Raw genomic sequence first — 22,527 nt, forward strand, 5'->3', positions numbered from 1 at the left:
AATTCTGCGCCAGATCCATGGCTGATAAATACGATAAAAGGGGCGTTTCAGCTTCAAAAAGCGAAGTTCACCAGGCAATAGCCGGATTGGACAAAGGATTGTATCCAAACGCATTTTGTAAAATCCTGCCGGATATCACCTCGGGTGATGAGGACTACGTTAACCTGATGCACGCTGACACAGCCGGAACCAAAACCGTACTGTCATACCTGTATTGGAAAGAAAAAAACGATCTGACCGTCTGGTCAGATGTAGCCCAGGATGCGCTGGTCATGAATCTCGATGACATGGGATGCGTAGGTGCCATTGATCGTATTCTGGTATCCTCTACGATTGGACGGAACAAACATTTAATACCCGGCAAGGTATTAACGGAAATCATCCAGGGCACGGCCCGGTTTGCATCAAAATTGAGTGAATACGGCGTTAATTTGCAACTGGCAGGAGGTGAGACTGCAGATGTGGGAGATGTGGTCCGGACCATAGACATTGGCTTCACCACCTTTGCCAGATTGTCCAAAGCTGAGCTGATCGTGAATGCAATCAGGCCAGGTGATGTCATCATTGGCCTTGCATCCTACGGGCAGGCCAGCTATGAGGACCGCTACAATTCAGGGATTGGCTCCAATGGGTTAACGCAGGCACGCCACGACATTCTTGATAAGCGCTATGAGAATTATCCCGAAAGTTTTGACCCACATACAGATGCAGCTTACCGGTTTACAGGATCCTATGGACTTAGAGACCAGGTATTATTACAGGGCACTACCTATGAGGTAGGCCAGCTCCTTTTATCACCAACCCGCACTTACCTGCCTGTCTTGGCCGCTTTATTGAATTCGTCGCTGAGACCATCCATTCATGGCATCATCCATAATACTGGGGGAGGATTGACCAAAGTTATGAAGTTTGTAGATCAGTGTCGCATCATCAAGGACCAGTTGTTGCCGGTTCCTCCGGTGTTTGAACTGATTCAGCAAGAGTCCAATGCTCCTCTGAAGGAGATGCACCAGGTTTTTAACATGGGTCAGCGATTGGAGATATATATAGCTGAATCACAAATAAATAACTGCCTTGATATCATTAAAGACTTTAATATAGACTGTCAGGTGATCGGTCATGTCGAGTCAGCTGCTACCAATGAATTGGTGATAACTCGGGGATCAGATTCATGGACTTACTTGCCGGGTGAATATTAAAACCCGACCTGGCTCCTCTGGTATCCTCATTCCTTACTCCGCTTTCCTTCAAACTCACCGTTGGGCTGATGTAGTACGATTACATCATGATCGGTCCCTTTGAATGATACCGAGAATCCTGGCAGATCCGGGACTTTAAATTGATTCTCAAGGATTGGTTGCAAAGCAAAAGTAGGTTGCCCCGCAGGTGTCATTTTGAGCTGGTCACCTTCCAGCTTAATGACAATTTTCAGACCATTGACATCGTAATTGCCGACAAATTGTTTGAGATAGTCTGAACGTTTCCAAAGGTCGGAGGCTATCCGTTCAAACACAATTGGATCTACCGCTGGTTCTAAAGGAACCTGAATGCGGTCAATGTAATTGCTCATCCCGGCATCAAACTTGATTTTGAAGCCCTCATCTCCCAGTTCTGGCACGATACCTTGGAATAAATCTACGTCAACCGCAGATAAAGACAGTTTCATAAAATTGAAGGAGGCTCGTAATGTATCGCGGTCAAGGGTTACGGTGAATTTCCCGTAAGCTGGGTGTTCAAATGTGCCTGCGTAGGCGCTAAGTGGACGGACCGGTATGAAAGGCTTTGCTTCTTCCTTTTCCTTTTCTTCCTTTTCTTTGTCCTCTTCTTTAGGTCCCCGGTCCGTCACCTGAAGCCACCTTTCATGGCCTGTCTGGATCCAGTTTGTACCATCGACGCCCAGCACCTTATCCATAAACGCAAAACTTAATGCCGCAGAAAGGGGCGTGCCATTCATATTGGCCAGTACAACCATTCCAAAGCCCTTTTCAGGAACCAGGTGAACATGAGCCGTAAAGCCGTCGATATTTCCTCCGTGGGATACGATCTTTAGGTTGTGGTAATACAGGATCGACCATCCCAGCCCATAAAAGCCTTCCGAAGTGCCAGGTTTGGCGAAAATACCAGCACCGGACATATGTGGCTTCTGGATGTATTCAATCAGGGATGGATCCAGTAATTGGTGATCGCCGACTTTACCTTTATTGAGATTAAAAGCAACCCACTTGACCATGTCTTCCGCCGTGCTATTGATAGAACCTGCCGGGCCGATGGCGTCGATATTGCGATAGGGAATCTCGATCACACCGGATTTGGTCCACCGGTATGGTTTACTGGCACGGTTGTTTCCGGTCATTTCTGAGGTGGAGAAACTCGTCGCCTGCATATCCAGCGGGGTTAGAATCCGGGAACGGGTGAAGTCTTCCCAACTCATGCCGGATAGATGTTCCGTCAGGATTCCGGCAGTCATGAACATCAGATTTTGGTACTGAAAAGTTGTACGGAAGGGTTCATTTGGTTCCAGGAACTTCAATCGGTCGAAAAGCTCTTTCCGCGTCCAATTACTTCCATACCAAAGTAAATCATGCCGGGGTAGTCCTGACCGGTGGCACAATAAATCTTCGGGAGTCATTTCCTGACTGGCAAATGCATCATGCATTGCAAAATCCGGCAGGTATTCATGCACCGGTTTCGTCCACTCCAGCTTACCATCATCAACCAGCATGGCATTGCCCATTGCTGTAAAGGCCTTTGTGGTCGAACCGATCCCAAAAATGGTCTGGGCAGTAGCTGGAATCTTTTTTTCCTGATCCTGGAACCCAAATCCGTCCGATAGTAAAACTTTTCCATCGTAATAGATAGCCACGCCAATACCCGGAACTTCAAAGAGGTTACGGACAGAATCGATGAAATGATGCCATCCGGTCGTATCAATTTGGCTGGCTTTAGTGCCTTCCAGGGTTAAACTCAGCGGTAAGGCAGCAGGCCCCTGGTAAAAAGTGCCGGAAATTGAAGTGGGTGATTCAATTCTGCCAGCATAGTGGACATTGCCCGGTATACCAGAGACCTTAAATGTTATCGAATCGGAAGAAATGGCCAGATCTGAAGCGGGAAATCCCTGTGCCGTCTGTTGGGGCACTTGAAAAGTTATCTTCCAGTCGGTTGGCTTTTCTACGAGAAGGACGACATCCAGGGTGCCACTAGGTATCTGGAGATGGCCTTTATATGTACCTGTCTCAATTTGGGCGGAGAGCTGTGTTAATATCCCGAGGCTCAGGATAATTGCATAGCGCCATGCATTCAAGCGAATCATTGGATTTGTTTCTTTCCATCCAATTTAAGCAATGCGATGGAGATCAGTTCTTCGTTTCGATCAAATTAGATGTTGGACCGGACCAAACGGCGGATAATCCTGATGTCAGGATGAAAAACGGCCTCAAACCATATCACTTTCGGGCAAATTCTCAACACGTTTAAAATAGGCCAGTAAAGCCAGACCGCCACCAACACAGGTGGTGAAGACGGTTGTAAAGACGGAAGGTAATGGAAGGATTTTCTCCAGAATTGCTCCGGCAAATAAACCACATCCTATACCGATCAATAACAAACCCCAGCGTAAAGCAAGGAATTTCCGTGGAGATGCAGTTGGTGTGGCAACAACTCCGCTCATGCGTTCTTTATGCCTTGTATAGAAATAGAGGTAGGTCAGAACGATAACGGACGACCAGAATCCGATGACGGCAACTAGTCCAATAATTTCTCCCATGATAATTGATTTTTAATTGATTTGTCCGTTGGACATAACGGACGCAAGAAAGGTTACAAGGACTCAGAATTTTTTTTACGGTTACGTTTCCCGGGCATGCGGAGGAGAAGCGGTTGCTTAAACAGTAAAAATTTGTTGTAAAAAATACCGGCAATCAGTAACCTTTATATGGGAGATAATGTCAGATTGATACCTATGCCGACAGATCAGGAGATTATCGATGGACTCGTGAAGAAAAACGATGTTATGGTGCGTACATTCATTCGCATGCACCAGAACTATGTTTATACGTTGTGTATAAGGTTACTGGGTGATGAAATGAAAGCTGAGGAAGCAACACAGGATACCTTTTTGCAGGTATTCCGGAATATTGAAAAGTTTGACGGGAGATCACGAATTACAACCTGGATGTACACGATCGCCCATAACATCTGTATTAATCAATTGCGCAAGTCCAAAAAGTCCGTATTCAGTCCACTTGAAAATGCAGAAATAGCCATGAAACCGGCTGAAGAGAAAACGGATCAGAAAGTGCTGGCACAGGAACAAAAAGAGCGCCTGGAAAACTGTCTGCAGCAGCTGCCTCCGGATCTGAGGGAAGTATTGACGTTGTTTTATTTCAAAGAGCTGTCCATCAAGGAGATTGGATCCATCAATGGAGATACAGAAGCAAACATCAAAGTGAAACTACACCGCGGAAGAAAACAGTTAAAAACGTTGTTAGAGTCATCAGTTCATGGTCAAATTGATTTGCTATATGGATGATTATTTGATTTCCAAGTACCTGGATGGCGAACTATCGCCTGCTGAAAAAGCAACTTTTGACAATCGCCTCAAGACCGATGATTTATTTCGGAGAGAAGTGGAATCCATGGAGGCTGTCCACCGGATGCTGGCTGATTTTTCGGTTCGTCCTGCTCCTCAGCATTTGCAGAGCCGGATCATGGCGCGCGTCGCTGAAGGGGTCAACCCGATGCTGCGGTTTGTGCAATGGATCGTGGTTATCTGGGCTATTCTTACCTTGGTGTTACTGGTGCTTAAATTCACTGGAGTTGTCACCTTTTCGGACCAATTGTCTGGTATTGATGTGAAGTCCATCATGGATGGATTGGTAAAATATCAATCCATATTTGCGATCCTGTTCAGCGTTACCTTTACTTTCGGTATCCTGTATTTTAGTCAGAACTGGTTAAAGAAACTGGCTCACAAGCCTTCAAATCACCCGCATTAAAAAGGGTGGTCCCAACCGCCGATGTACGTGGATGGGGTCAATTGCTTCATTTCATGTTTGACCTTTTCACTGATTTCCAGAGAATCAATAAACTGATGCAGGACGTCCTGGGTGATTTGTCCCTGTCCACGGGTTAAGGCCTTTAGTTTTTCATAAGGCTGATCGACGCCTTCCCTGCGCAAAATCGTCTGAATGGCTTCGGCAAGGACCGCCCAATTCCGGTCCAGGTCTTCTGCCAGAGCGCGTTGATTGAGTTGCAATTTGGACAAACCTTTCTCAAGGGACTGCAGGGCGATCAGAATATGGGCAAATGGGACCCCTGCATTTCGCAATACCGTACTGTCAGTCAGATCACGCTGTAGCCTGGAGATGGGAAGTTTCTCTGCCAGAAATGCCAGGATGGCGCTGGCCATTCCCAGATTACCCTCTGCATTTTCGAAGTCAATAGGGTTTACTTTGTGAGGCATGGCCGAAGAGCCAACTTCATCCTTCACTGCTTTCTGCTTGAAATATTCCATGGAGATGTAAGTCCAGATATCCCGGCAGAAATCCACCAGTATCGTGTTCAGACGGATCCAGTTTTGAAACAAACCGGCGAGATCGTCGTAATGATCGATTTGGGTGGTAAATACCGAGCGCTTCAACCCGAGGTGTTCCTGTAAAAAACGGTGCCCGAAGTCGAACCAATCAATGGTTGGAAAGGCAACCAGGTGGGCATTGAAGTTACCCGTGGCACCACCAAATTTCCCATAATAACTTTGAGAAACCAGTGCTTCCCGGATGTGTTGCAGGCGACTCACGAAAACCATCCACTCCTTGCCCATGGTGGTCGGAGAAGCAGGTTGGCCATGGGTCCGGGCCAGCATGGGTATTTCCCGCATTGCCAGCGCCTGTTCCTGTAAACGGTCAATCAGCTTTTCGAGTTGTGGTAGCAATACCTGCTGAAGGGCATCTCGCAGGAGCATTGGCACAGATGTATTGTTGATGTCCTGGGAAGTAAGCCCAAAATGGACGAACTCAAGGTAAGATCCAAGTCCGATCTGCTCCAGTTGATCCTTAACCCAATATTCTACGGCCTTGACATCATGATTGGTAATGCGTTCTTTTTCTTTGATCCAGACGGCATCTTTCTCCTCAAACCGGTCGACCAATGATCGCAATTCCAGGGCTTCAGATTCACTCAATGGTTGGAGGACAGGGACGGTGCGGGAAAGTGCGATAAGGTATTCTATCTCCACCTGAACCCGGTATTTGATCAATCCAAATTCGGAGAAGTAAGGTCGGAGTGCTTTGGTCTTGCCGGCATATCGCCCGTCAACGGGACTGATTTGAAATAATCCATCCATTGCTTATAGTTCGTCTTGGAGTCGCTTGAAATAATAATAGGTTTCGGTTTGTGATCGAATGGCCAAATCACTTCCATCCCGTTTGTATTGGTTGTTAAGCTTGTGTTTGACCAGCCGGGCTTTCACATTGTCGTTGAGCTGGATCTGTAGCAGATCGTGAATTGTTTTTTTTATGGTTGGGTTGTATACCGGGATTGCTGTTTCAATCCGGTGACTCAGATTTCGGGTCATCCAGTCAGCAGATCCAAGGTACATTAACTCTTTCCCGCCATGATGAAAGACATATACCCTGGCATGTTCCAAGAAGCGGTCGACAATACTGATGCATTCGATGTTCTCACTGTATCCGCGTACCCCGGGCACCAGTGAACAAATGCCGCGGATGATCAACTTGATCTTTACACCAGCCTGACTGGCTTCGTAGAGGAGCTTGATCATTTCAATGTCCTGCAGCGAATTTAGTTTCAAGAGGATATAGGAAGGTTTTCCGGCTTTTGCCTGATCTATTTCAAAGCGAATGTAATCTTCCAGCTTTTCCCTAAATCCAAACTGTCCCACCAGGATATGCCTGAATGGGGTTCGCGGCCGCTTGACCGTTTCCAGATAAGAAAAAAGCCGGGCTGCTTCCCTGGTTAACTTCCGGTCTGCAGTAAAGAGGCCAAAGTCACTGTAAATCCGGGCGGTACCTTCGTGGAAATTACCTGTACTGAAGTAGGTGTAGATCATAGGTCCACGGGTCTCCACACGGCGTACAAGCGCTACTTTCGCATGTACTTTCAATCCAGGAAAACTGTAATGCACATTGACGCCTGCTTTCTCCAGTTTTTCACCCCATTCGATATTAGCCTGTTCATCAAAGCGGGCTTTCACTTCGATGAATGCGCTGACATGTTTGCCGGCTTGTACTGCCCGGATCAGGGCGCTCATGATCCTTGACACGGCAGCTACCCGGTATTGGATGATCTTGATATGTGTTACCTGTGGATCATCCGCTGCTTTTTCAAAGAAGAGGATCACGGATTCGTACGATTGGTAGGGCATGTGCACCATGTGGTCGGACTGCCGTATCGCTGCAAAATAATCGGGCGCTTTCTCAAGGGGGTGGGGCAGCGGTGGCAGTGGGATCTCCTTCAGATGTATCTTGTCAAAATTGGGGAAGGTGAAAAAGTCACTGTTGTTGTGATAGCGACCTTCCGGCATGAGGTCTTCTTCTGCCAGTTCAAACACCTGCATCAGGAAATGCAATACTTTATCCGGTATTTCCCGGTCGTAGACCAGCCGGCTGGCCGGGCCGATATTTCGTTTCGTCAGGCTTCGGCGTATTTTCTGAATCAGATCGCCTGAAAACTCGTCGTCAATGTACAATTCTGCATCGCGCGTGAGCTTGATCGAATAGGAATCTATGATTTCGTACCCAGGGAACAGCCATTGTACACTATGCCGGACGACATCATCAAGGATGATCAGATCGTATCGTTCCGGTCGCGAGCTGGGCAACTGTATAAACCGCGGCAAGTGGTCCGATGGGATTTTAATGATGGCGAATTCGGAAGGTGCGTTCGCCAGTTCAAGTTCACGTAGGTGGAGGACCAGATAAAGCGCCGCATTATTCAGAAATGGCCGGATCTTGTTTTTTACCAGCAACACCGGCTGCACGAATGGAAGCAGGTGGTTCTCAAAATAAGTATCAATGAAGTCCCGTTGTTCCGGGTTCAGCTCATAACCGCGAAGCAGAAAGATCTTGTTCTCCTGAAGCAGTGGTACGATCTGATTTTCAAAGATATAGCTGAATTCCTCCTGTTGTTTCTTGACTATTTTCAGAATGTTGTTCAGGGTGATTGCCGGGGCATAATCGAGTTTCCGCATGGTTTTTTTGCCTACCCTCAGCAGGTTCCGGTGATTGGCTATGCGAATGCGAAAGAATTCATCGAGGTTGGATGAGTAGATGGCCAGGAATTTCACACGTTCAAGCAAAGGCACCGAAGGATCCTTGGCTTCTTGCAATACCCGGTAGTTAAAAGATAACCAGCTTACATCCCGGTCTATGTAAGGCATATTATTCATGCAAACTCATTTCTTTGCCAAAATACAAATTTGTGCAGCACAGGGGGATCACATCCGTGGCTAATCCGGCAATACGGTCATTCATGGCTTTGGAATTTGATCAGCAAATAACCCGGTCGCGTTCCTCCGGTTAATCATAATCAAGTGACACCTTGACGCCCGTCGTGATCCATCTCCCAGGCATGGGTACCAAATTGGTTTCTGTATAGATCGTATTGAATAGATTGTCCATTTGTAAATACCATTCCAGATGAGGCCAGGTGAACCCGGTTCGCAAATCGACCAGTTGATAATCTTCGAGATTTTCGCGATCCAGATAACGATAGGCCAGGGTGGCATTCCATTTAGAAGTTAGCCTCAATTGAACCTGAAATTGAACTTGGTTTCTTAAATGATCCAGTGCGTAACGGCTGAACTGGCTTTCCGAAGCGTGATTGATCCCCTGGATATAGTTGTAGCTGGCATACATATAGGTAAGCCAGGATAGGGTAGACCACCACTGGTATTCGAATTCCCAACCGCTGTATGTGACAGAGCCAAAATTGTCCGGTCGCCATGGATCATCGGCCGCTGCCTTGGTCCAATCGATCAGATTTTTACCGTCACGAACAAAATATCCAAGTCTTAATGAACTGTGCTGAGGCATCCAGTACAAACCACCTTCATAGGTGATGGCCGACTCCGGTTGCAGATCCGGATTGCCGACATTGAGTCGGTCGGTGTAGTAGAGGTCCGTAAAGGTGGGAGCCCTCCAGGTTGACCCGATGGTGCCAAAAATCCGGAATTGATTGGAAAACCTGAACCCGGCGTCCAGTCCTGGAAATACATGCAGGCCCCAATCGGTAACCTGGTGAGCAGATATTCCGGCATTCACGATGATCCGGTCATTCAACCATTCGCCGCGGTAGTCGAGGTAGGCTGAACTGATCTGTCGTTGTCGCCGGCCCAGATTGTTGGAATGCAAAAGGGCTCCCTGGTTGGAGATCCCCAATCCGATTTGTCCCCAGCGATAGACGCCCGTACCATTGACTTCGGCAGTCCACACATTGCTGATGTGCAGGTTACGGTATAAAGAGGGGTTGGACCGGACAAAGATGTATTCATCCTGGTTGCGACGCCAGGATAGACGGGGCTGCCATACCCATTTTGCGGTGACATGATTCATTTGCAAGCCCACTACACTGGTCTGAATGGCTTCAAATTGTTCGGTAAAATCGGGGCTGGCGTAAAATCCATTGGCGCCAAACGCCCGGTCCGAGTGCATGGCGAGTAATTCAAAGGATTCCCGTCCGAGCTGAAATTTATTTTTATAGAACAGGTCGGAAAGGTTGTAGTCGGTATTATGGCGATATCCCTCACTCCAGCTACGGGAGGCTGAAAACCATTGATTGACATTAGGGCCGGGGAGGGATACGGAACCGGATATCTTTCCGGTGCCATACTGCCCACCGGAAAGACCCAGATTGAAGTTTTTCGAGAGGTCATCCCGGGTTATTATCTGGATTGCGCCTGAGAATGCATTGGGGCCATACCGCCGTGCAGCCGGTCCTTTCAGGATCTCTATGCGCTCAATCAAATCCAGCGGGACAGGAATATTCATCAGATGGTGCCCGGTTTGCGGATCACTCAGCGGGATTCCGTCAACTAAAACCAAAACCTGATCAAAGGTTCCCCCCCGGATGCTAAGATCACCCTGGACACCGTGCACACCGCGTTGACGCAGATCCAATCCTCCGGCATATTGCAATACCTGCATCAAACTTTGCGCATTCATTTTGTGAATGTCCTTTCCCTCGAGCAGGGTTATGGAATGCATGGTTTGGGTAAGCGGCATCGTGAGCCGGGACTCTTTAACAGTAACCTCCTCCAGATTCAGGGATTGAAGTGAGTCCGTTGATTGAGCAGTTGAGGTGGTCAGATACAGACCACTGGCCAGTATGAGGATGAAGCGCATTTCTATTATTTCGATGCGGCAAATGTACAAATAATCCTTCCGTCAATTTTGTGAGCCAATAATTTGGGAGAATGAGCGACAACTGCGTTCTTCGTGACAGTTTAACAAATGGATTGAACAATGGCCAGAAAGATTGCTGCAGGAAACTGGAAAATGAATTTCACTCTACAACAGGCTGTAGAATTCATTGATACTTTCAATGAGGGAAGCTGGCCAGAGGATGTCGAGGTGCTATTCGCAGTCCCATTCCCGTATCTGATGGCTCTGGAAGCTATTGCCGGTTCGCGGATCACTATTGCTGCACAAAACTGCAGTGATCATCGTGAAGGCGCTTATACCGGAGAAGTGGCTGCGCCCATGCTGGTCTCAGCAGGAATAAACCATGTGATTCTAGGCCATTCTGAGCGTCGTATGTACTACCAGGAAACCCCGGCTGTATTAAAGGAAAAAGTGGACCTCGTGTTGGCACATAATATGGTGCCTATCTTTTGTTGTGGTGAACCTTTGGAAGTGCGGAATGAAGGAAAACACCGTGAACTGGTCCGGTCCCAACTGGAAGAGTCCCTCTTCCATCTTACCGGAGATTCATTATCCAAAATAATCATCGCTTATGAGCCTGTGTGGGCTATTGGAACAGGAGTCACCGCCAGTCCGGAACAGGCACAGGAGATGCATGCCTATATCAGGGAAGTCTTCACAGAAGCGTATGGAAGTGAACTGGCTGAAGCGTTGCCCATACTCTATGGAGGCAGCGTTAAGGCCAGCAACGCACAATTGTTGTTTTCGCAACCGGATGTAAACGGAGGTTTGGTGGGTGGCGCCAGCTTAATTACATCTGAATTTTTACAAATTACAAATTCTTTTTAAGCGTAAACTACTCATCTAAAACTACCTAAACATATTTTTTTCATAATATTATAAAAAGTTGTAATTCATTTATTACATTTGAGAGCGTTTAGTTCTCATGTTATGAATCATATCGTTAGTCAGCGGTTTGTGAAGTGTCTGGAAAAACTGAAGGAAGAAAATAAAATTCCTTCCAGCAGGCAGTTTGCTATAAGTTTGGAATATCAGCCACAGAACCTCCATGAGATCCAGGCTGGTAACCGGGACGTAACCATTGACCTGATCCGGCGTGCGATTGAAGCGTACCAGTTCAACCCGGAATATTTGTTCCTGGGTCAGGGGTCGATGTTCACCCGCCCGGAAAAAGAAAATGACTTCCGTCTGCTGACCGTGGTTACTGATCAATACAACGATGAACGCATTGTGCATGTACCCATTCCTGCCCAGGCTGGTTATACCAGTGCTATGGCGGATAGTGAGTTCTATTCTGATCTGCCATCCTACTCCTTACCGGACTACAAATACAAAGTGGGGACCTACCGTTCGTTTGATATTGCAGGAGACTCTATGGAAACGTCCCTGTTCGAAGGAGATAAAGTGATCTGTACGTTCTGTGAACCGGGACGCTGGATGAATTGCATCAAAGACAATTGTGTTTATGTGGTAGTAACCCGCAGCGATATTTTTGTTAAGCGTGTCAGAAACCGGATTGCCGAATCCAAGCAATTGGAGTTGGTTTCAGATAATGCTTATTACGAGCCATTTATGGTGGATATTGAAGATGTACGCGAGCTGTGGTATGTACAAACCAAGATGACCAGTTTTTCACACACGCCGCTTAAACCGGCTCAAGCCAAAGAAGATACCATTTCAGGTCAGGAGCTTGAACACCTTAAACACGTGATTGCCGAGCAAAGCAAGTTGATCCGGCAACTTCATGGCACGATAGAAAAACTTGTTAACTCCAGCTTAACCACATGAAACGATTTGACATTTCCGGCAAAGCTACCAAACAAGAGCTGGGAACTGGCTTTTGGGGTATCGTGGATCAGGAAGGTCATAACTGGCGCCCCATCAATATGCCGGATCAGCTGAAAGTGGAAGGTACCACCATCCACTGTACGGTGGTCGAGGCAAGCGAAGACATGTCCATTTTTATGTGGGGAACCCCTGTCCACATCATCAGCTTCCAAACACCGGCATTAGCCTGGTAATCACATTCAACTGGTAATCAATTACTTGTCAGGGTCAGACTACAGGCGTGACGGCATGATGCGCAGAGAGGTAATCCCGCTCGTATTGTTTTAACATAAGTTGTACCTCACGGGTTACCGGACCCGGCTTCCCATTGCCAATCACATGCCCGTCAACACGGATTATGGGTAACCCCATCTTCATGGTTCCGGTAAGGAATAGCTCATCTGCTTTAAGAAGCTCTGCCATGGTCAGGTCACGAATTTCTATTTCTCGCGTTTTCTTAGCCCATTCGATGGTGTGGCGCCTGGTGATACCTAGTAATATATGTTCAGCCGGTGTGACGAGCTTTTCACCGTATACAGCAAATATGTTGGCTCTTGAAGATTCTCTGACCGATGATTCTGTATAATACAGAGGTTCAACCGCACCTGCTTTTTCAACCTGGTCCTGCAGGTAAACAGCAACCATGTAATTTGTTGTTTTTGCTTCGGCAATGGGGCGCTGATATAAATAACTGATCAAAGGTGCCCCCTGCTCCATCCAGTCTTGTCTGGCCTGCCCGAAAGGCAACACCTGGATGGCGACGTTTGGTTCGTCGAGTTGAAAACCATTGGCGGAATGACCTCCGGTGACCAGGATCTTGATGCCCGCATCCTGGATTCCATTGACCCGTACCAATTCATGGATCGAAGCTTCTATTTCCGCTGCGGTGAAAGGTATCGGCAGGCGCATTAACCGGCATGAATTGTACATCCGTTCCAGATGTTCTTCCAGATACAAGGGCACGCCCTGCTTGATTTGCAGGTAGTCAAATATCCCGTATCCACGTCCTATTCCGAGATCAGAAATAGGAAGACAAGCGGATGCTGCCGGCACAATCTGGCCATTGAGGAAATGAAAACGGATCATAGCAATATTTTCAGTCGCAAACATACAATGATTTGTACGTAACGAATGAGCAACCAATAATCGTTTTCAGAAATATGTTTTATTTTATGATCAGAGGTAATCCACGTCTACCCAATATGGAAAGTTCATCAGGTACTCAATGGCACGGAGTATATCAAAGTCTTCAAAAACAATTCGGTATAGCACCTGGGTGATGGGAGCGGTGATCTTATAATTTCGCATTAAAGGGTAAATGATCTTCAGGGTCCGGATGCCTTCCGCTAATTCCTCACTGGTTTCTGTGATATAGCTGAGCTTTTCACCTTTTCCCAATCTTTTTCCAAAGGTATAGTTGCGGCTGTCTTCGCTGGTGGCGGTGGCGATCAGGTCCCCGATTCCGGCCGTACCCAGAAAGGATTTGATATCTGCTCCCATGGCTTTTCCAAAATAAATCATTTCCGACAACCCGCGTGTGATGAGCATCGCCTGCATGTTTTTGCCCATGCCTACACCGGCAAGCATTCCGGAGCCAAGAGCAATGATGTTCTTCAAAGCGCCCGCCAGTTCCGCACCCTTCAGGTCGTGCGAGCCAAATACAAAGAACTGCTTACTCGAAAGCAATTCCTGACCGGTCTTGATCACCTCATCAAATGGACTTGCCAGCAAAGTTGCCGTAGGCTGACCGTGTAATATTTCATTGGAGAGATTAGGGCCGCTTAAACAACCGATGCGGATGACGGATGTCTCCTGTTCGATAACTTCGCTCATGGTAAGTACATCATGCCTTGTCAACCGCTGCTGGGTATTTTTAGATTCAAGGCTTCCTAAATCCAATCCTTTGGTACCGTGGATCATAATATGGAATGGACGGACATGAGGTGCCAATGCGCGCATGACACTACGGAAATGTTCAGAGGGAATAACCGGAAATAAAACCTGGCATGAAGAAACGATTTCCTCCAGGTCAGCGCTAGCCCTTATCCGTTTGTCCAGATCGACATTGTAATGTCTGTGATTGTTGTTGATCTCATTGACTACTTCCATCTTGCGGGAAAAGATGAGGACATCGACATTATAGGCTAAAAGTTTTGCCAGGGAAGTGCCAAAACTTCCCGATCCGATCACCGCTGCACGTTGGAAGGATTCCGGCATATACTTCTTTTAAGGCAATCACTAGCCAGATCACCGGATCAAAAATGCACTTTTCTTCGGATTCTTACGAAAGATGATGATCAGGCCATAACAAATTTAATCAGAGAACTGTTGATTAGTGGAGTAGAGAATACACAGAACACCTGAAGGCCTATGATTTGGTCCATCCTTTTATTCATCAAGTTCCTGTTTCCGGGAAATCTGTACCTTAACGATGTTCCCGTCGTTTTTACTGATACGATATCCGTGCGCACGATAGACCGGGCAGCTGATCAGCAGGGCTATTACCTTTATTTGCCAGAACGAGCAGCCAGTTCCTACAGCGTTGTCTTATTTGTGCATGGTTACGGGTGTATCAATCCAATGATCTACGGAGCTTGGATAAGGCACCTGGTCAGCCAGGGTAATGTAGTGATCTATCCCCGCTACCAGGAATCGATCTGGACACCTTCTCCCCGGATGTTTGCATTGAATGTAGCGCATGCATTCTCCAATGCCATTGAGCTGATGGATTCACTCCATGTCCCATACCGGCTGGATCAATTGGCATATGTTGGGCATTCCTATGGTGGAACCACGGTCGCGTATCTGGGGGTTTATCATGATTCTTTGGATATGCCGGCACCCAGGGTGATTATGGCATGTCAACCGGGTACAGGCCCTTTTGATGCGCTCAAACTGGAATCGTATGCCGGGATTGATCCTGCCATCAAGCTGCTGGTTTTGGTGGGGAAAGACGACAAGACGGTAGGCGACGCCCTTGGAAGACAGATCTTCTCCACAGCACAGGTTCCATACAAGCGATTCGTGGAGCATCTGGCTTCTGAAGATGAACTGTTTACCGCATCCCACTATGAACCTGAAGGATTGGATATGGCATTTGACAATGGTGACCGCAATGTATCTGCCAAACGTGCTTTACGGCTGGCTAAACTGGATGCGGTGGATACACTTTACTGGGATCTGTTTGATCACACCTTTCAGACAGATTCATTATCGCCTGTCTGGGAGTTGGACTCGGTAAGTAATCCCTTTCCGATTGAAGTGAAATAGGTCCATTCCATTGCAAAACCTTCCGGAGTAACCACTTTGTAACCTTTTTTCATAACCATGTACCCTGTTTAGGGTATTTGGCTGCATTTTTGATGTAGAGGTTGCATCTACTAAATATTTAGGATATGCAACGAATTCTACTACTATGGTCATTAGGACTATTTACTGTTATTTCAGCCAGTGCTCAGCTTCAAATTGAGTATGGGGCCCAAATTGATTCTGCCTTCCACCAAATGTCAGACCAGCACGTGTACCGATTCCTTGGTGAAGAAGGTGATGTGATTGCCATACGCATGCGAGACCGGAATAGTCCGGTTGATGCCTGTTGGGAGCTGTACGATCCGAATCAGAATCTGGTTGCCGCAAAATGTGGAGATGGCGGAATTGTCGAACAATTCGGTAAAAAGCTCAACACCACCGGAATGTATTTCCTGTACGTCATGGACAACCATCACAATGATGTAGGAACGTACGGATTGAGCTTACACAAAATGAATAAGCCCGGTTATGCACTTCCTCTCGAGGAAGGTGATGACCCAGTGGACCGGATTGGATCCGGAGTTGCCATGAATGCCTACAGTTTTCTGGCACTGGAAGGGGAGGAGATCCGTTTTCAGATGCGGGCCTCAGATCTTCATTTTGAATCAACCTTGTTTATCACCGATTCTACAGGAACGAAAGTGGCTTCATCGTACCGTAAGTCAAATGTATATGCCGGCATTGATCGATGGGTGGCCCCGGCAAAAGGTAGGTACAGCTTATTTATTTATGATGCCGGTGGCAACGATACCACTTCGTATGGATTTACATACCAGTCGTTATCCCATCCAACCCACACGACACAACTTGCATGTAAGGATGTCATCAATGCCTCCATAAGCCAATTGGCAGAAATTCATGCCTATACACTGCAACTGGATGCCGGGGAGACAGGCTTTATCATTGCCAAGGCGACTTCCAATTACCTGGAGTCTACCATTCACATCTATGATGCAAATGGGGCGGAGAAAGCACATCTTACCGGTAGCGGGACAGCAATATTTACCCAGTTCACCAACGATGGCCCGGCACAGGAGTTCCTCATCACTTTTGAGGATGAAAGAGGCAATGATTTGAGTGACTATTATCTTACGGTCCTGACATTTTCTGATTCCTGTTCAGAAGAAATTGGTTGTGGTGAACAGGAAGGGAACCTGGAGCTGGCGGGTGTTCCCAATTTATACCGGTTGCCCGTAATTTATGGAGGGAACTATACTTTGACGGTAAAGGAGATCACTACTGCTATAGAGCCATGGGTTATTCTTTATGATGCAAGCGGGAATATTCTTGAGTCGAAAAATGACCCCGTAAAAGTAGCTCTAAGTCACACAGCGGCATCCTCGGAGACCTGGTGGGTCCTGATCATGGACCGGGGTGCAAACGATACCGGAAAATACCGGCTGACCGTCGAAGGTTGTATTGCTCAATTACCGGACTGGGATATTGCCTGTACACCGGCCACCATTCGATTGGATGACAATGGCTCTGCGGTTCTCATTCCCCAGGATATTGATGCTACAATTTATCCGGAAGGTCTGCATGCTGACGGAAGTTTGTCGCAATCCTTGTTTTCTTGTCATGATGCGGGAACCCAGGAAATAACCCTTACTGTGCGGGATGAGTTTGGCCGGTCACAGGAATGTAAGACCACTGTAGAAGTGGTATCCGGATTGGCTGTAAATGTGCCTTCCTGTCCAGTGGTGTTCACCGATTATGCACCTGCTTCCTGCACGGTGTTGAACGTAGAAATAGAACACGGAACCGGACCTTATTTGTATTCGTGGAGCAATGGTGAATCAACACAGGCCATTCAGGTTTGCCCGGATGAGAGCAGTAATTATGGGGTTCAGGTGACCGATGCGAATGGCTGTGAAGTAGCGGCCCAGGTTTACGTGCAGGCAGCGGATATTGCCTGTGACAGCAGAGCCACAAAAATCAATATCTGCCATCGGCCAGCCAACGATCCATCAAAGGAGAACACACTTTGCGTAAGCGTCAATTCAGTTGACGGTCACCTGCATCAGGGTCCAGGTCATGAAGAGGACCACCTGGGTGAATGCGGCATAACATTCTGCAGTGAGAATGCCCTGGAATTGGAAACGCGATCCGGATCGGAAGCGAGTACCCAAGAGTTGTTGGTTCAAGCCCGGATTGGACAAGTCAGCCAGGCGATCATATTTAATCAGCTGGGACAAGTTCTGTACCGTCTCACGGATGAAAATCAGCTGCTGGAATGGTTTAATGAAGATCAGTCACGTGCGCAGGGCATCTACTACCTGCGTTGGGCAGATTATAAAGGCAATTGGTTTCTGACGAAAGTGTTTCGTTGATTTTAAGCGTTTTGGGTCTCCTGGTGAATCCAATTGCCATAGGATACATTCACCCGGGATCTCCACCGCAATATGCATGGGACCTGGTAAGGATGGTTGGCCAGAACATAATCTTCCAACCTCTGCTCCAGGTCCAAACGCGTCTTAACCAATAGTACCCACTCTTGTTCTCGGCTGACGTCTCCATCCCACCAGAATGCGGCATTCATGGACCAGGCATTATAACAGGCAACCACACGTTCACGGACCAAGGCCTGACCCAATGTCTCAGCAACATCCTGGGAAGGACAAGTAACGTAGGCGAGCAGTATTTCCATTACAATGACAGGATCTCAGCCATCCTGATCAGGTCTTCGTTGGGTACTTTAGGTTTGGAAATGGCGTCAATGAAAGGTGTGAAGTTGATTTGGTTATTCAGGACACCTATCATTGCTCCACGTTGTCCTTCCAGAAGGGCATTAACAGCTCCATAACCCAACCTACTGGCCAATAATCGATCCATGGCTGTGGGAGCCCCGCCCCGCTGGGCATGTCCTATCACAGAGACTTTCACCTCTGCGTTGTCGACAAGATCCTTAACCTTGTTGGCAACTTCAAAAGCATTGCCCGTCGTATTGCCTTCGGCTACGATGATCAGATTAAAGAGCTTTTGCCTCCGGACGCCTTTACGTAACGTGCGTGCCACCGAGTCAATATCGTAGGATTTCTCCGGGATCATGATGCATCCGGCGCCGGATCCTATCCCCGTATACAATGCTATAAATCCTGAATGTCTGCCCATGACCTCAATGAAGAACAATCGGCTGTGGGCATCGGCGGTATCACGGATACGGTCTACCGTTTCCATGGCTGTATTCACCGCAGTGTCAAATCCAATGGTTAGGTCGGTACCGTACAAATCATTGTCGATGGTACCCGGAACACCTATGATCGGAATATTGAATTCTTCAGAAAATACGTTGGCGCCGGTGAAGGTGCCATCACCACCGATAACTACCAGTGCATCGATGTCGTGGGCCATCAGAGAATCGTAGGCTTTCTGACGCCCTTCTTTGGTCCGGAAAGCATCACTCCTTGCCGTCTTTAAGATCGTTCCTCCGCGATGTATGATGTTTCCTACGGTGGATTTCTCCAGTCTTTTTATCTCACCTTCTATGAGTCCGGCATATCCACGCATGATGCCATAAGCGTGGAGGTCTAAAAACGAAGCCGTACGCACAACAGCCCGGATTGCCGCGTTCATACCAGGGGCATCACCACCGGAAGTCAATACGCCGATTCGATTAATGTTAATTTCAGGCATTATCGTATTTGTTTGCGATAATAAATTGTTTCAGTAACTGTATTGGCTTTTGAATAATTCGGTAAGGCTGTACATTAAAATATCCCAAGGCTTCTCTCAGCTCCTCCTTGAAATGGAAGGCTATTGAACCTATAAAATGAATCGGCAAAGATCCGAATTGTGAAAATTTCTCCAAATGATTTTCCACAAATTCTTTAAATGAGCTTATAAGGAGGTCATGAACGAAAGGTTCTGACCGGTGCTGATACAGGAACTCCGTGTACTGAGCGATCCTGGTATTCGGCCGCTCTGTATGATAAAGCAATTGCAATATCCCGGGAAGATCCAGCCCATATTGATGGAAGAAAAGCTGCTGTAGATTTGATGGCAGATTACCGTAGGTATAATGTTTCAGCAACTGTTTCCCAAGGTGGCTACCAGAGCCCTCATCACCTAAAATCCACCCCAGAGAAGTGGTAAGCTGGGTGATTTGCTTCCCATCATAAACACACGCATTACTGCCAGTCCCAAGTATTCCCAGCAAGGCCGGCTCATTCCCGGCACAAGCCCAGGCAGCTGCTATGAGGTCGCTGCCCACCACAAGATTTGCCTTAGGGAACATGCTCTGAAGCAGCTTTTCGGATTGGACTATTTTAGCAGGATTGCCGATTCCGGCGGCAAAAAAAAACAACTGTTGTATATTTTTGGATTGATCCTGGATGATAGGATTTTTCCACAGGTCTTTGCGATACAAATCAAAATCCACCAGGTAGGGGTTAAAGCCCATGGTGGATAACTGGACCTCTTCGACATCCGGTCCCCATAAGATCCAGTCCCCTTTGGTTGAACCAGAGTCAACTATTGCAATTCGATAACTCATTTTGTTGGCATTATATGCAACTCAAACGTGCCGGTTTCTCCTCGTTTGCCAGGTAAGTTCCAGTTGCCGGTATAGTTGATCAAGGCCGGATAGTCTTCGCCTTGTTCATTCTGACGTACACTAATTTGAATTTTGTTTTCGAAGATAACCAATCCCTGCTGTTTTAAGTGATACGATCGGTAGACTACCTGGAGGTCTTCCTGGCGGAAATAGGTGACCATGGACTGAACTATGGCTTTATTGCCCGGTGCACTTTCGTTCAACCGGATGGCGAATACGAAGCAACGTTCCCCATCGACCATACGAGGATACCATGCGTATTGATACCAGGGACTCATTCGTTCACTGAAGAGTTCAAACTTTCTGCCTATCAGGGGAATGGTGTATCCGGAGCCGGGGTTGAATATGATTTCCTTCAATTGACTGATCCGGTTTGATTTGCCGGCATCTCCTGGTGGATTGCTGTTGCCCGTACAAACTGGTGCTGGCGTATAAAATAAGTCCATCAGCATCGCAAGAGTGTAATACCGGACGTTGCGGTTCTTTCGGAAGACGGGCCCCTGAACACTTTCATCTTCCAACTGCATGCTTCGGCATTGTCCATCGAAGGTCTGCCGGCAACGGGCATGGTACACGGCAGGTTTCTTTCCATTGGAGTAGCTGCCTGCCCAGTCGGTCGTGAAGCTATAATTCATTCGGCGCAGTCTGCGGAAGGCTTCATAGAGTGAAGTATCTTCCTGCATCCACCGGATAAAATCTTCACGTTCAAAACCATCCTTTTGTGCCAGTACAACTACCGAGTCAAGCTGGACGTATCCCGCGACTTCTTCTGAAACCTGGGCATAAGACGGCAAATGAATCGAGACAAGGATGGCAATGATGGCTCCAAACTTCATAGTCCTAATTTCGTAAATTAATCGAATCCGGGCTGGTCTGAACCTCGGGCATGAATGATTGCGTATCTTGACGCTTGAAAAAATAAGCAGCACCTATGCGTCAGATTGCGGTTATTGGTTCTGGGCAAATGGGAAATGGAATTGCTCAGGTTTTTGCACAACAAGAGCTTAACGTCCAATTGGTGGATGTAGATGCGCAAGCCCTTGAGCGGGCAGTGTCAACCATAACCAGAAACGTTGACCGTCTAATCGATAAGGGCCAGGTTGAAGGCTCAAAGAGGGATCAGATATTGCAGAGCATTCGTACTTCCACCGACTTGGAGGCAAGTGTTAAAAATTGCGATCTTATCATTGAGGCTGTTCCTGAAAAGCTTGATTTGAAACAGAGGATATTTGTCTCACTGGATCAATGTGCACCTCCTCACTGCATCCTTGCGAGTAACACGTCATCCATTTCCATTACCCGGATAGCCAGTATGACCAGGCGGCCCGACCAGGTCATTGGCATGCATTTCATGAATCCGGTGCCCATCATGCGGCTGGTAGAAGTGATCCGTGGTTATGCCACTTCGGATGAAACAGCAAACAAAATCATGGAGGTCAGCCGGTTGCTGGGGAAGGACCCGGTTGAGGTGAATGATTATCCTGGCTTTATCAGCAACCGCATCCTGATGCCGATGATCAATGAGGCCATCCAGTCGCTGTTTGAAGGTGTCGCCGGTGTAGAAGAAATAGATACGGTCATGCGATTGGGTATGGCCCATCCTATGGGACCACTTCATTTGGCTGACTTTATTGGTCTGGATACATGCCTGTCCATCTTAAGGGTCCTCCAGGATGGATTCGGGAACCCCAAATATGCGCCATCTCCTTTGTTGGTGAATATGGTTACGGCAGGTAAACTCGGCGTGAAAACCGGTGAAGGATTCTACCGGTATACGCCTGGCTCCAAGGAAAAGCAGGTAGCTCCCCATTTCCAAAAAAAACAGTAACTAACAAAAAAAGAACGGTCGCTAGTGGAGTAAACTCTCTATGCGACCGCTGCAAAATGGAACAACCGAATTATTTGTTTCTCTTCTTATCGTGGTCATCTACCGCTTTTTCGATATCATCAGCCAAATCTTCCATGAACTTGCTGAAGCGATCTGCGGCATCCTGTATTTTATCTTTATCGATGCTTTCTTCCAACTTCTTAGCAAAAGCATCAATCTTATCTCCAAAACCATCAAAAGCGTCATCTAGTTCATTTTCCAATGCATTTACTAGCGCTTCACCCTCATTTTCAGATAATTTCTTGAAACTCTTGCCGTATTTGTAAGCATAATACTTAATGGATGAGCTGTAGTACCGCTCTTTTTCGTCCTGGGTCATCTGGTCACGATACTCCGGATAACATTCCTTGGTAAATTTTTTGTATTTCTCATCCAATGCTTTCCAGTCCTCAGACCGGTAGGAGAGATCTTTGTCGTTGACCGAGGCAACGAAGCGTTCATAATTATCCAGAAATTGTTCTTTGTTGACTCCACATGTAGTAATGTCACAAGAAGCTAAGGATACGACGGTTAGCAGTGCAAGAATTGTTCGCATCATGATTGTTATGTATTGT

21 protein-coding genes are annotated in these 22,527 nt (G+C 47.2%); 9 read left to right on the plus strand and 12 right to left on the minus strand.

Translation table 11 applies throughout. The annotated features are described in order from the left end of the window. The first annotated feature begins 17 nt into the window (after positions 1–17). On the plus strand, positions 18–1,199 hold the full coding sequence (locus H6570_07980; GenBank protein MCB9319204.1) for a phosphoribosylformylglycinamidine cyclo-ligase: 1,182 nt from the start codon (positions 18–20) through the stop codon (positions 1,197–1,199). 26 nt (positions 1,200–1,225) lie between these two features. On the opposite strand, the gene H6570_07985 is transcribed toward H6570_07980, so the two are convergent. Both H6570_07985 and H6570_07990 read right to left on the minus strand, forming a co-directional pair. Next, the gene (locus H6570_07985; protein ID MCB9319205.1) at positions 1,226–3,310 is read right to left on the minus strand and encodes a serine hydrolase; all 2,085 of its coding nucleotides are present in this window, start codon (positions 3,308–3,310) and stop codon (positions 1,226–1,228) included. Positions 3,311–3,433: 123 nt separating this feature from the next. Further along, positions 3,434–3,763 carry a hypothetical protein gene (locus H6570_07990; GenBank protein ID MCB9319206.1) on the minus strand — a complete coding sequence of 110 codons (330 nt, stop codon included), beginning with the start codon at positions 3,761–3,763 and terminating at the stop codon, positions 3,434–3,436. Between the two features lie 195 nt (positions 3,764–3,958). Here H6570_07990 and H6570_07995 point away from each other — a divergent pair, with 195 nt between their 5' ends. Both H6570_07995 and H6570_08000 read left to right on the plus strand, forming a co-directional pair. Further along, positions 3,959–4,528, plus strand: coding sequence for an RNA polymerase sigma factor (locus H6570_07995; GenBank protein ID MCB9319207.1), 570 nt, complete (start codon positions 3,959–3,961; stop codon positions 4,526–4,528). Beyond that, the gene (locus H6570_08000; GenBank protein ID MCB9319208.1) at positions 4,521–4,994 is read left to right on the plus strand and encodes a hypothetical protein; all 474 of its coding nucleotides are present in this window, start codon (positions 4,521–4,523) and stop codon (positions 4,992–4,994) included. The genes H6570_07995 and H6570_08000 overlap by 8 nt, the downstream gene beginning before the upstream one ends. On the opposite strand, the gene purB is transcribed toward H6570_08000, so the two are convergent. The 3 genes from purB to H6570_08015 form a co-directional block, all read right to left on the minus strand. Continuing rightward, positions 4,991–6,340 (minus strand): adenylosuccinate lyase, encoded by a 1,350-nt coding sequence (purB, locus tag H6570_08005; GenBank protein MCB9319209.1) that lies wholly within the window; start codon positions 6,338–6,340, stop codon positions 4,991–4,993. The two genes, H6570_08000 and purB, sit on opposite strands and share 4 nt — an antisense overlap. A 3-nt stretch (positions 6,341–6,343) precedes the next feature. Then, positions 6,344–8,404, minus strand: a complete 2,061-nt coding sequence (gene ppk1 / locus H6570_08010) for a polyphosphate kinase 1 (protein ID MCB9319210.1) — start codon at positions 8,402–8,404, stop codon at positions 6,344–6,346. Between the two features lie 130 nt (positions 8,405–8,534). Beyond that, positions 8,535–10,358 carry a TonB-dependent receptor gene (locus tag H6570_08015; GenBank protein ID MCB9319211.1) on the minus strand — a complete coding sequence of 608 codons (1,824 nt, stop codon included), beginning with the start codon at positions 10,356–10,358 and terminating at the stop codon, positions 8,535–8,537. Positions 10,359–10,478: 120 nt separating this feature from the next. Here H6570_08015 and H6570_08020 point away from each other — a divergent pair, with 120 nt between their 5' ends. From H6570_08020 to H6570_08030, 3 genes are all read left to right on the plus strand, one after another. After that, positions 10,479–11,225, plus strand: coding sequence for a triose-phosphate isomerase (locus H6570_08020; protein ID MCB9319212.1), 747 nt, complete (start codon positions 10,479–10,481; stop codon positions 11,223–11,225). A gap of 102 nt (positions 11,226–11,327) precedes the next feature. Then, positions 11,328–12,185 (plus strand): LexA family transcriptional regulator, encoded by an 858-nt coding sequence (locus tag H6570_08025; protein ID MCB9319213.1) that lies wholly within the window; start codon positions 11,328–11,330, stop codon positions 12,183–12,185. After that, entirely contained in the window at positions 12,182–12,418 is a 237-nt protein-coding gene (locus tag H6570_08030; GenBank protein MCB9319214.1) for a hypothetical protein, read from the plus strand. The genes H6570_08025 and H6570_08030 overlap by 4 nt, the downstream gene beginning before the upstream one ends. A 34-nt stretch (positions 12,419–12,452) precedes the next feature. Here H6570_08030 and H6570_08035 read toward each other — a convergent pair whose 3' ends face one another. After that, positions 12,453–13,334, minus strand: coding sequence for an aminotransferase class IV (locus H6570_08035; GenBank protein MCB9319215.1), 882 nt, complete (start codon positions 13,332–13,334; stop codon positions 12,453–12,455). Positions 13,335–13,400: 66 nt separating this feature from the next. After that, positions 13,401–14,441 (minus strand): NAD(P)-dependent glycerol-3-phosphate dehydrogenase, encoded by a 1,041-nt coding sequence (locus tag H6570_08040; protein MCB9319216.1) that lies wholly within the window; start codon positions 14,439–14,441, stop codon positions 13,401–13,403. 153 nt (positions 14,442–14,594) lie between these two features. On the opposite strand from H6570_08040, the gene H6570_08045 reads away from it, so the two are divergent. Together H6570_08045 and H6570_08050 are read left to right on the plus strand one after the other, a co-directional pair. After that, a complete protein-coding gene (locus H6570_08045) occupies positions 14,595–15,494 on the plus strand; it encodes a hypothetical protein (GenBank protein MCB9319217.1) in 900 nt (299 codons plus the stop codon). A gap of 248 nt (positions 15,495–15,742) precedes the next feature. After that, a complete protein-coding gene (locus H6570_08050; GenBank protein ID MCB9319218.1) occupies positions 15,743–17,863 on the plus strand; it encodes a hypothetical protein in 2,121 nt (706 codons plus the stop codon). A gap of 2 nt (positions 17,864–17,865) precedes the next feature. On the opposite strand, the gene H6570_08055 is transcribed toward H6570_08050, so the two are convergent. From H6570_08055 to H6570_08070, 4 genes are read right to left on the minus strand one after another with little or no spacing between them, the layout of a single operon-like run. Then, positions 17,866–18,180, minus strand: a complete 315-nt coding sequence (locus H6570_08055) for a divalent-cation tolerance protein CutA (protein ID MCB9319219.1) — start codon at positions 18,178–18,180, stop codon at positions 17,866–17,868. Next, complete coding sequence (gene pfkA, locus H6570_08060; protein ID MCB9319220.1) at positions 18,180–19,151, minus strand: 6-phosphofructokinase; 972 nt, start codon at positions 19,149–19,151, stop codon at positions 18,180–18,182. Before pfkA ends, H6570_08055 begins: the two co-directional genes overlap by 1 nt. Positions 19,152–19,158: 7 nt before the next feature. Continuing rightward, entirely contained in the window at positions 19,159–20,025 is an 867-nt protein-coding gene (locus tag H6570_08065) for a hypothetical protein (protein MCB9319221.1), read from the minus strand. Further along, positions 20,022–20,921: a hypothetical protein gene (locus H6570_08070; GenBank protein MCB9319222.1), complete on the minus strand. Its 900-nt coding sequence runs from the start codon at positions 20,919–20,921 to the stop codon at positions 20,022–20,024. The genes H6570_08065 and H6570_08070 overlap by 4 nt, the downstream gene beginning before the upstream one ends. 95 nt (positions 20,922–21,016) lie before the next feature. On the opposite strand from H6570_08070, the gene H6570_08075 reads away from it, so the two are divergent. Beyond that, complete coding sequence (locus H6570_08075; GenBank protein ID MCB9319223.1) at positions 21,017–21,913, plus strand: 3-hydroxybutyryl-CoA dehydrogenase; 897 nt, start codon at positions 21,017–21,019, stop codon at positions 21,911–21,913. A gap of 70 nt (positions 21,914–21,983) precedes the next feature. Here the strand turns inward: H6570_08075 and H6570_08080 are convergent, their stop codons facing one another. After that, complete coding sequence (locus tag H6570_08080; protein MCB9319224.1) at positions 21,984–22,511, minus strand: hypothetical protein; 528 nt, start codon at positions 22,509–22,511, stop codon at positions 21,984–21,986. Between the last annotated feature and the right edge of the window lie 16 nt (positions 22,512–22,527).

Source organism: Lewinellaceae bacterium, assembly GCA_020636135.1.
In the GTDB taxonomy this organism is placed as follows: domain Bacteria; phylum Bacteroidota; class Bacteroidia; order Chitinophagales; family Saprospiraceae; genus JAGQXC01.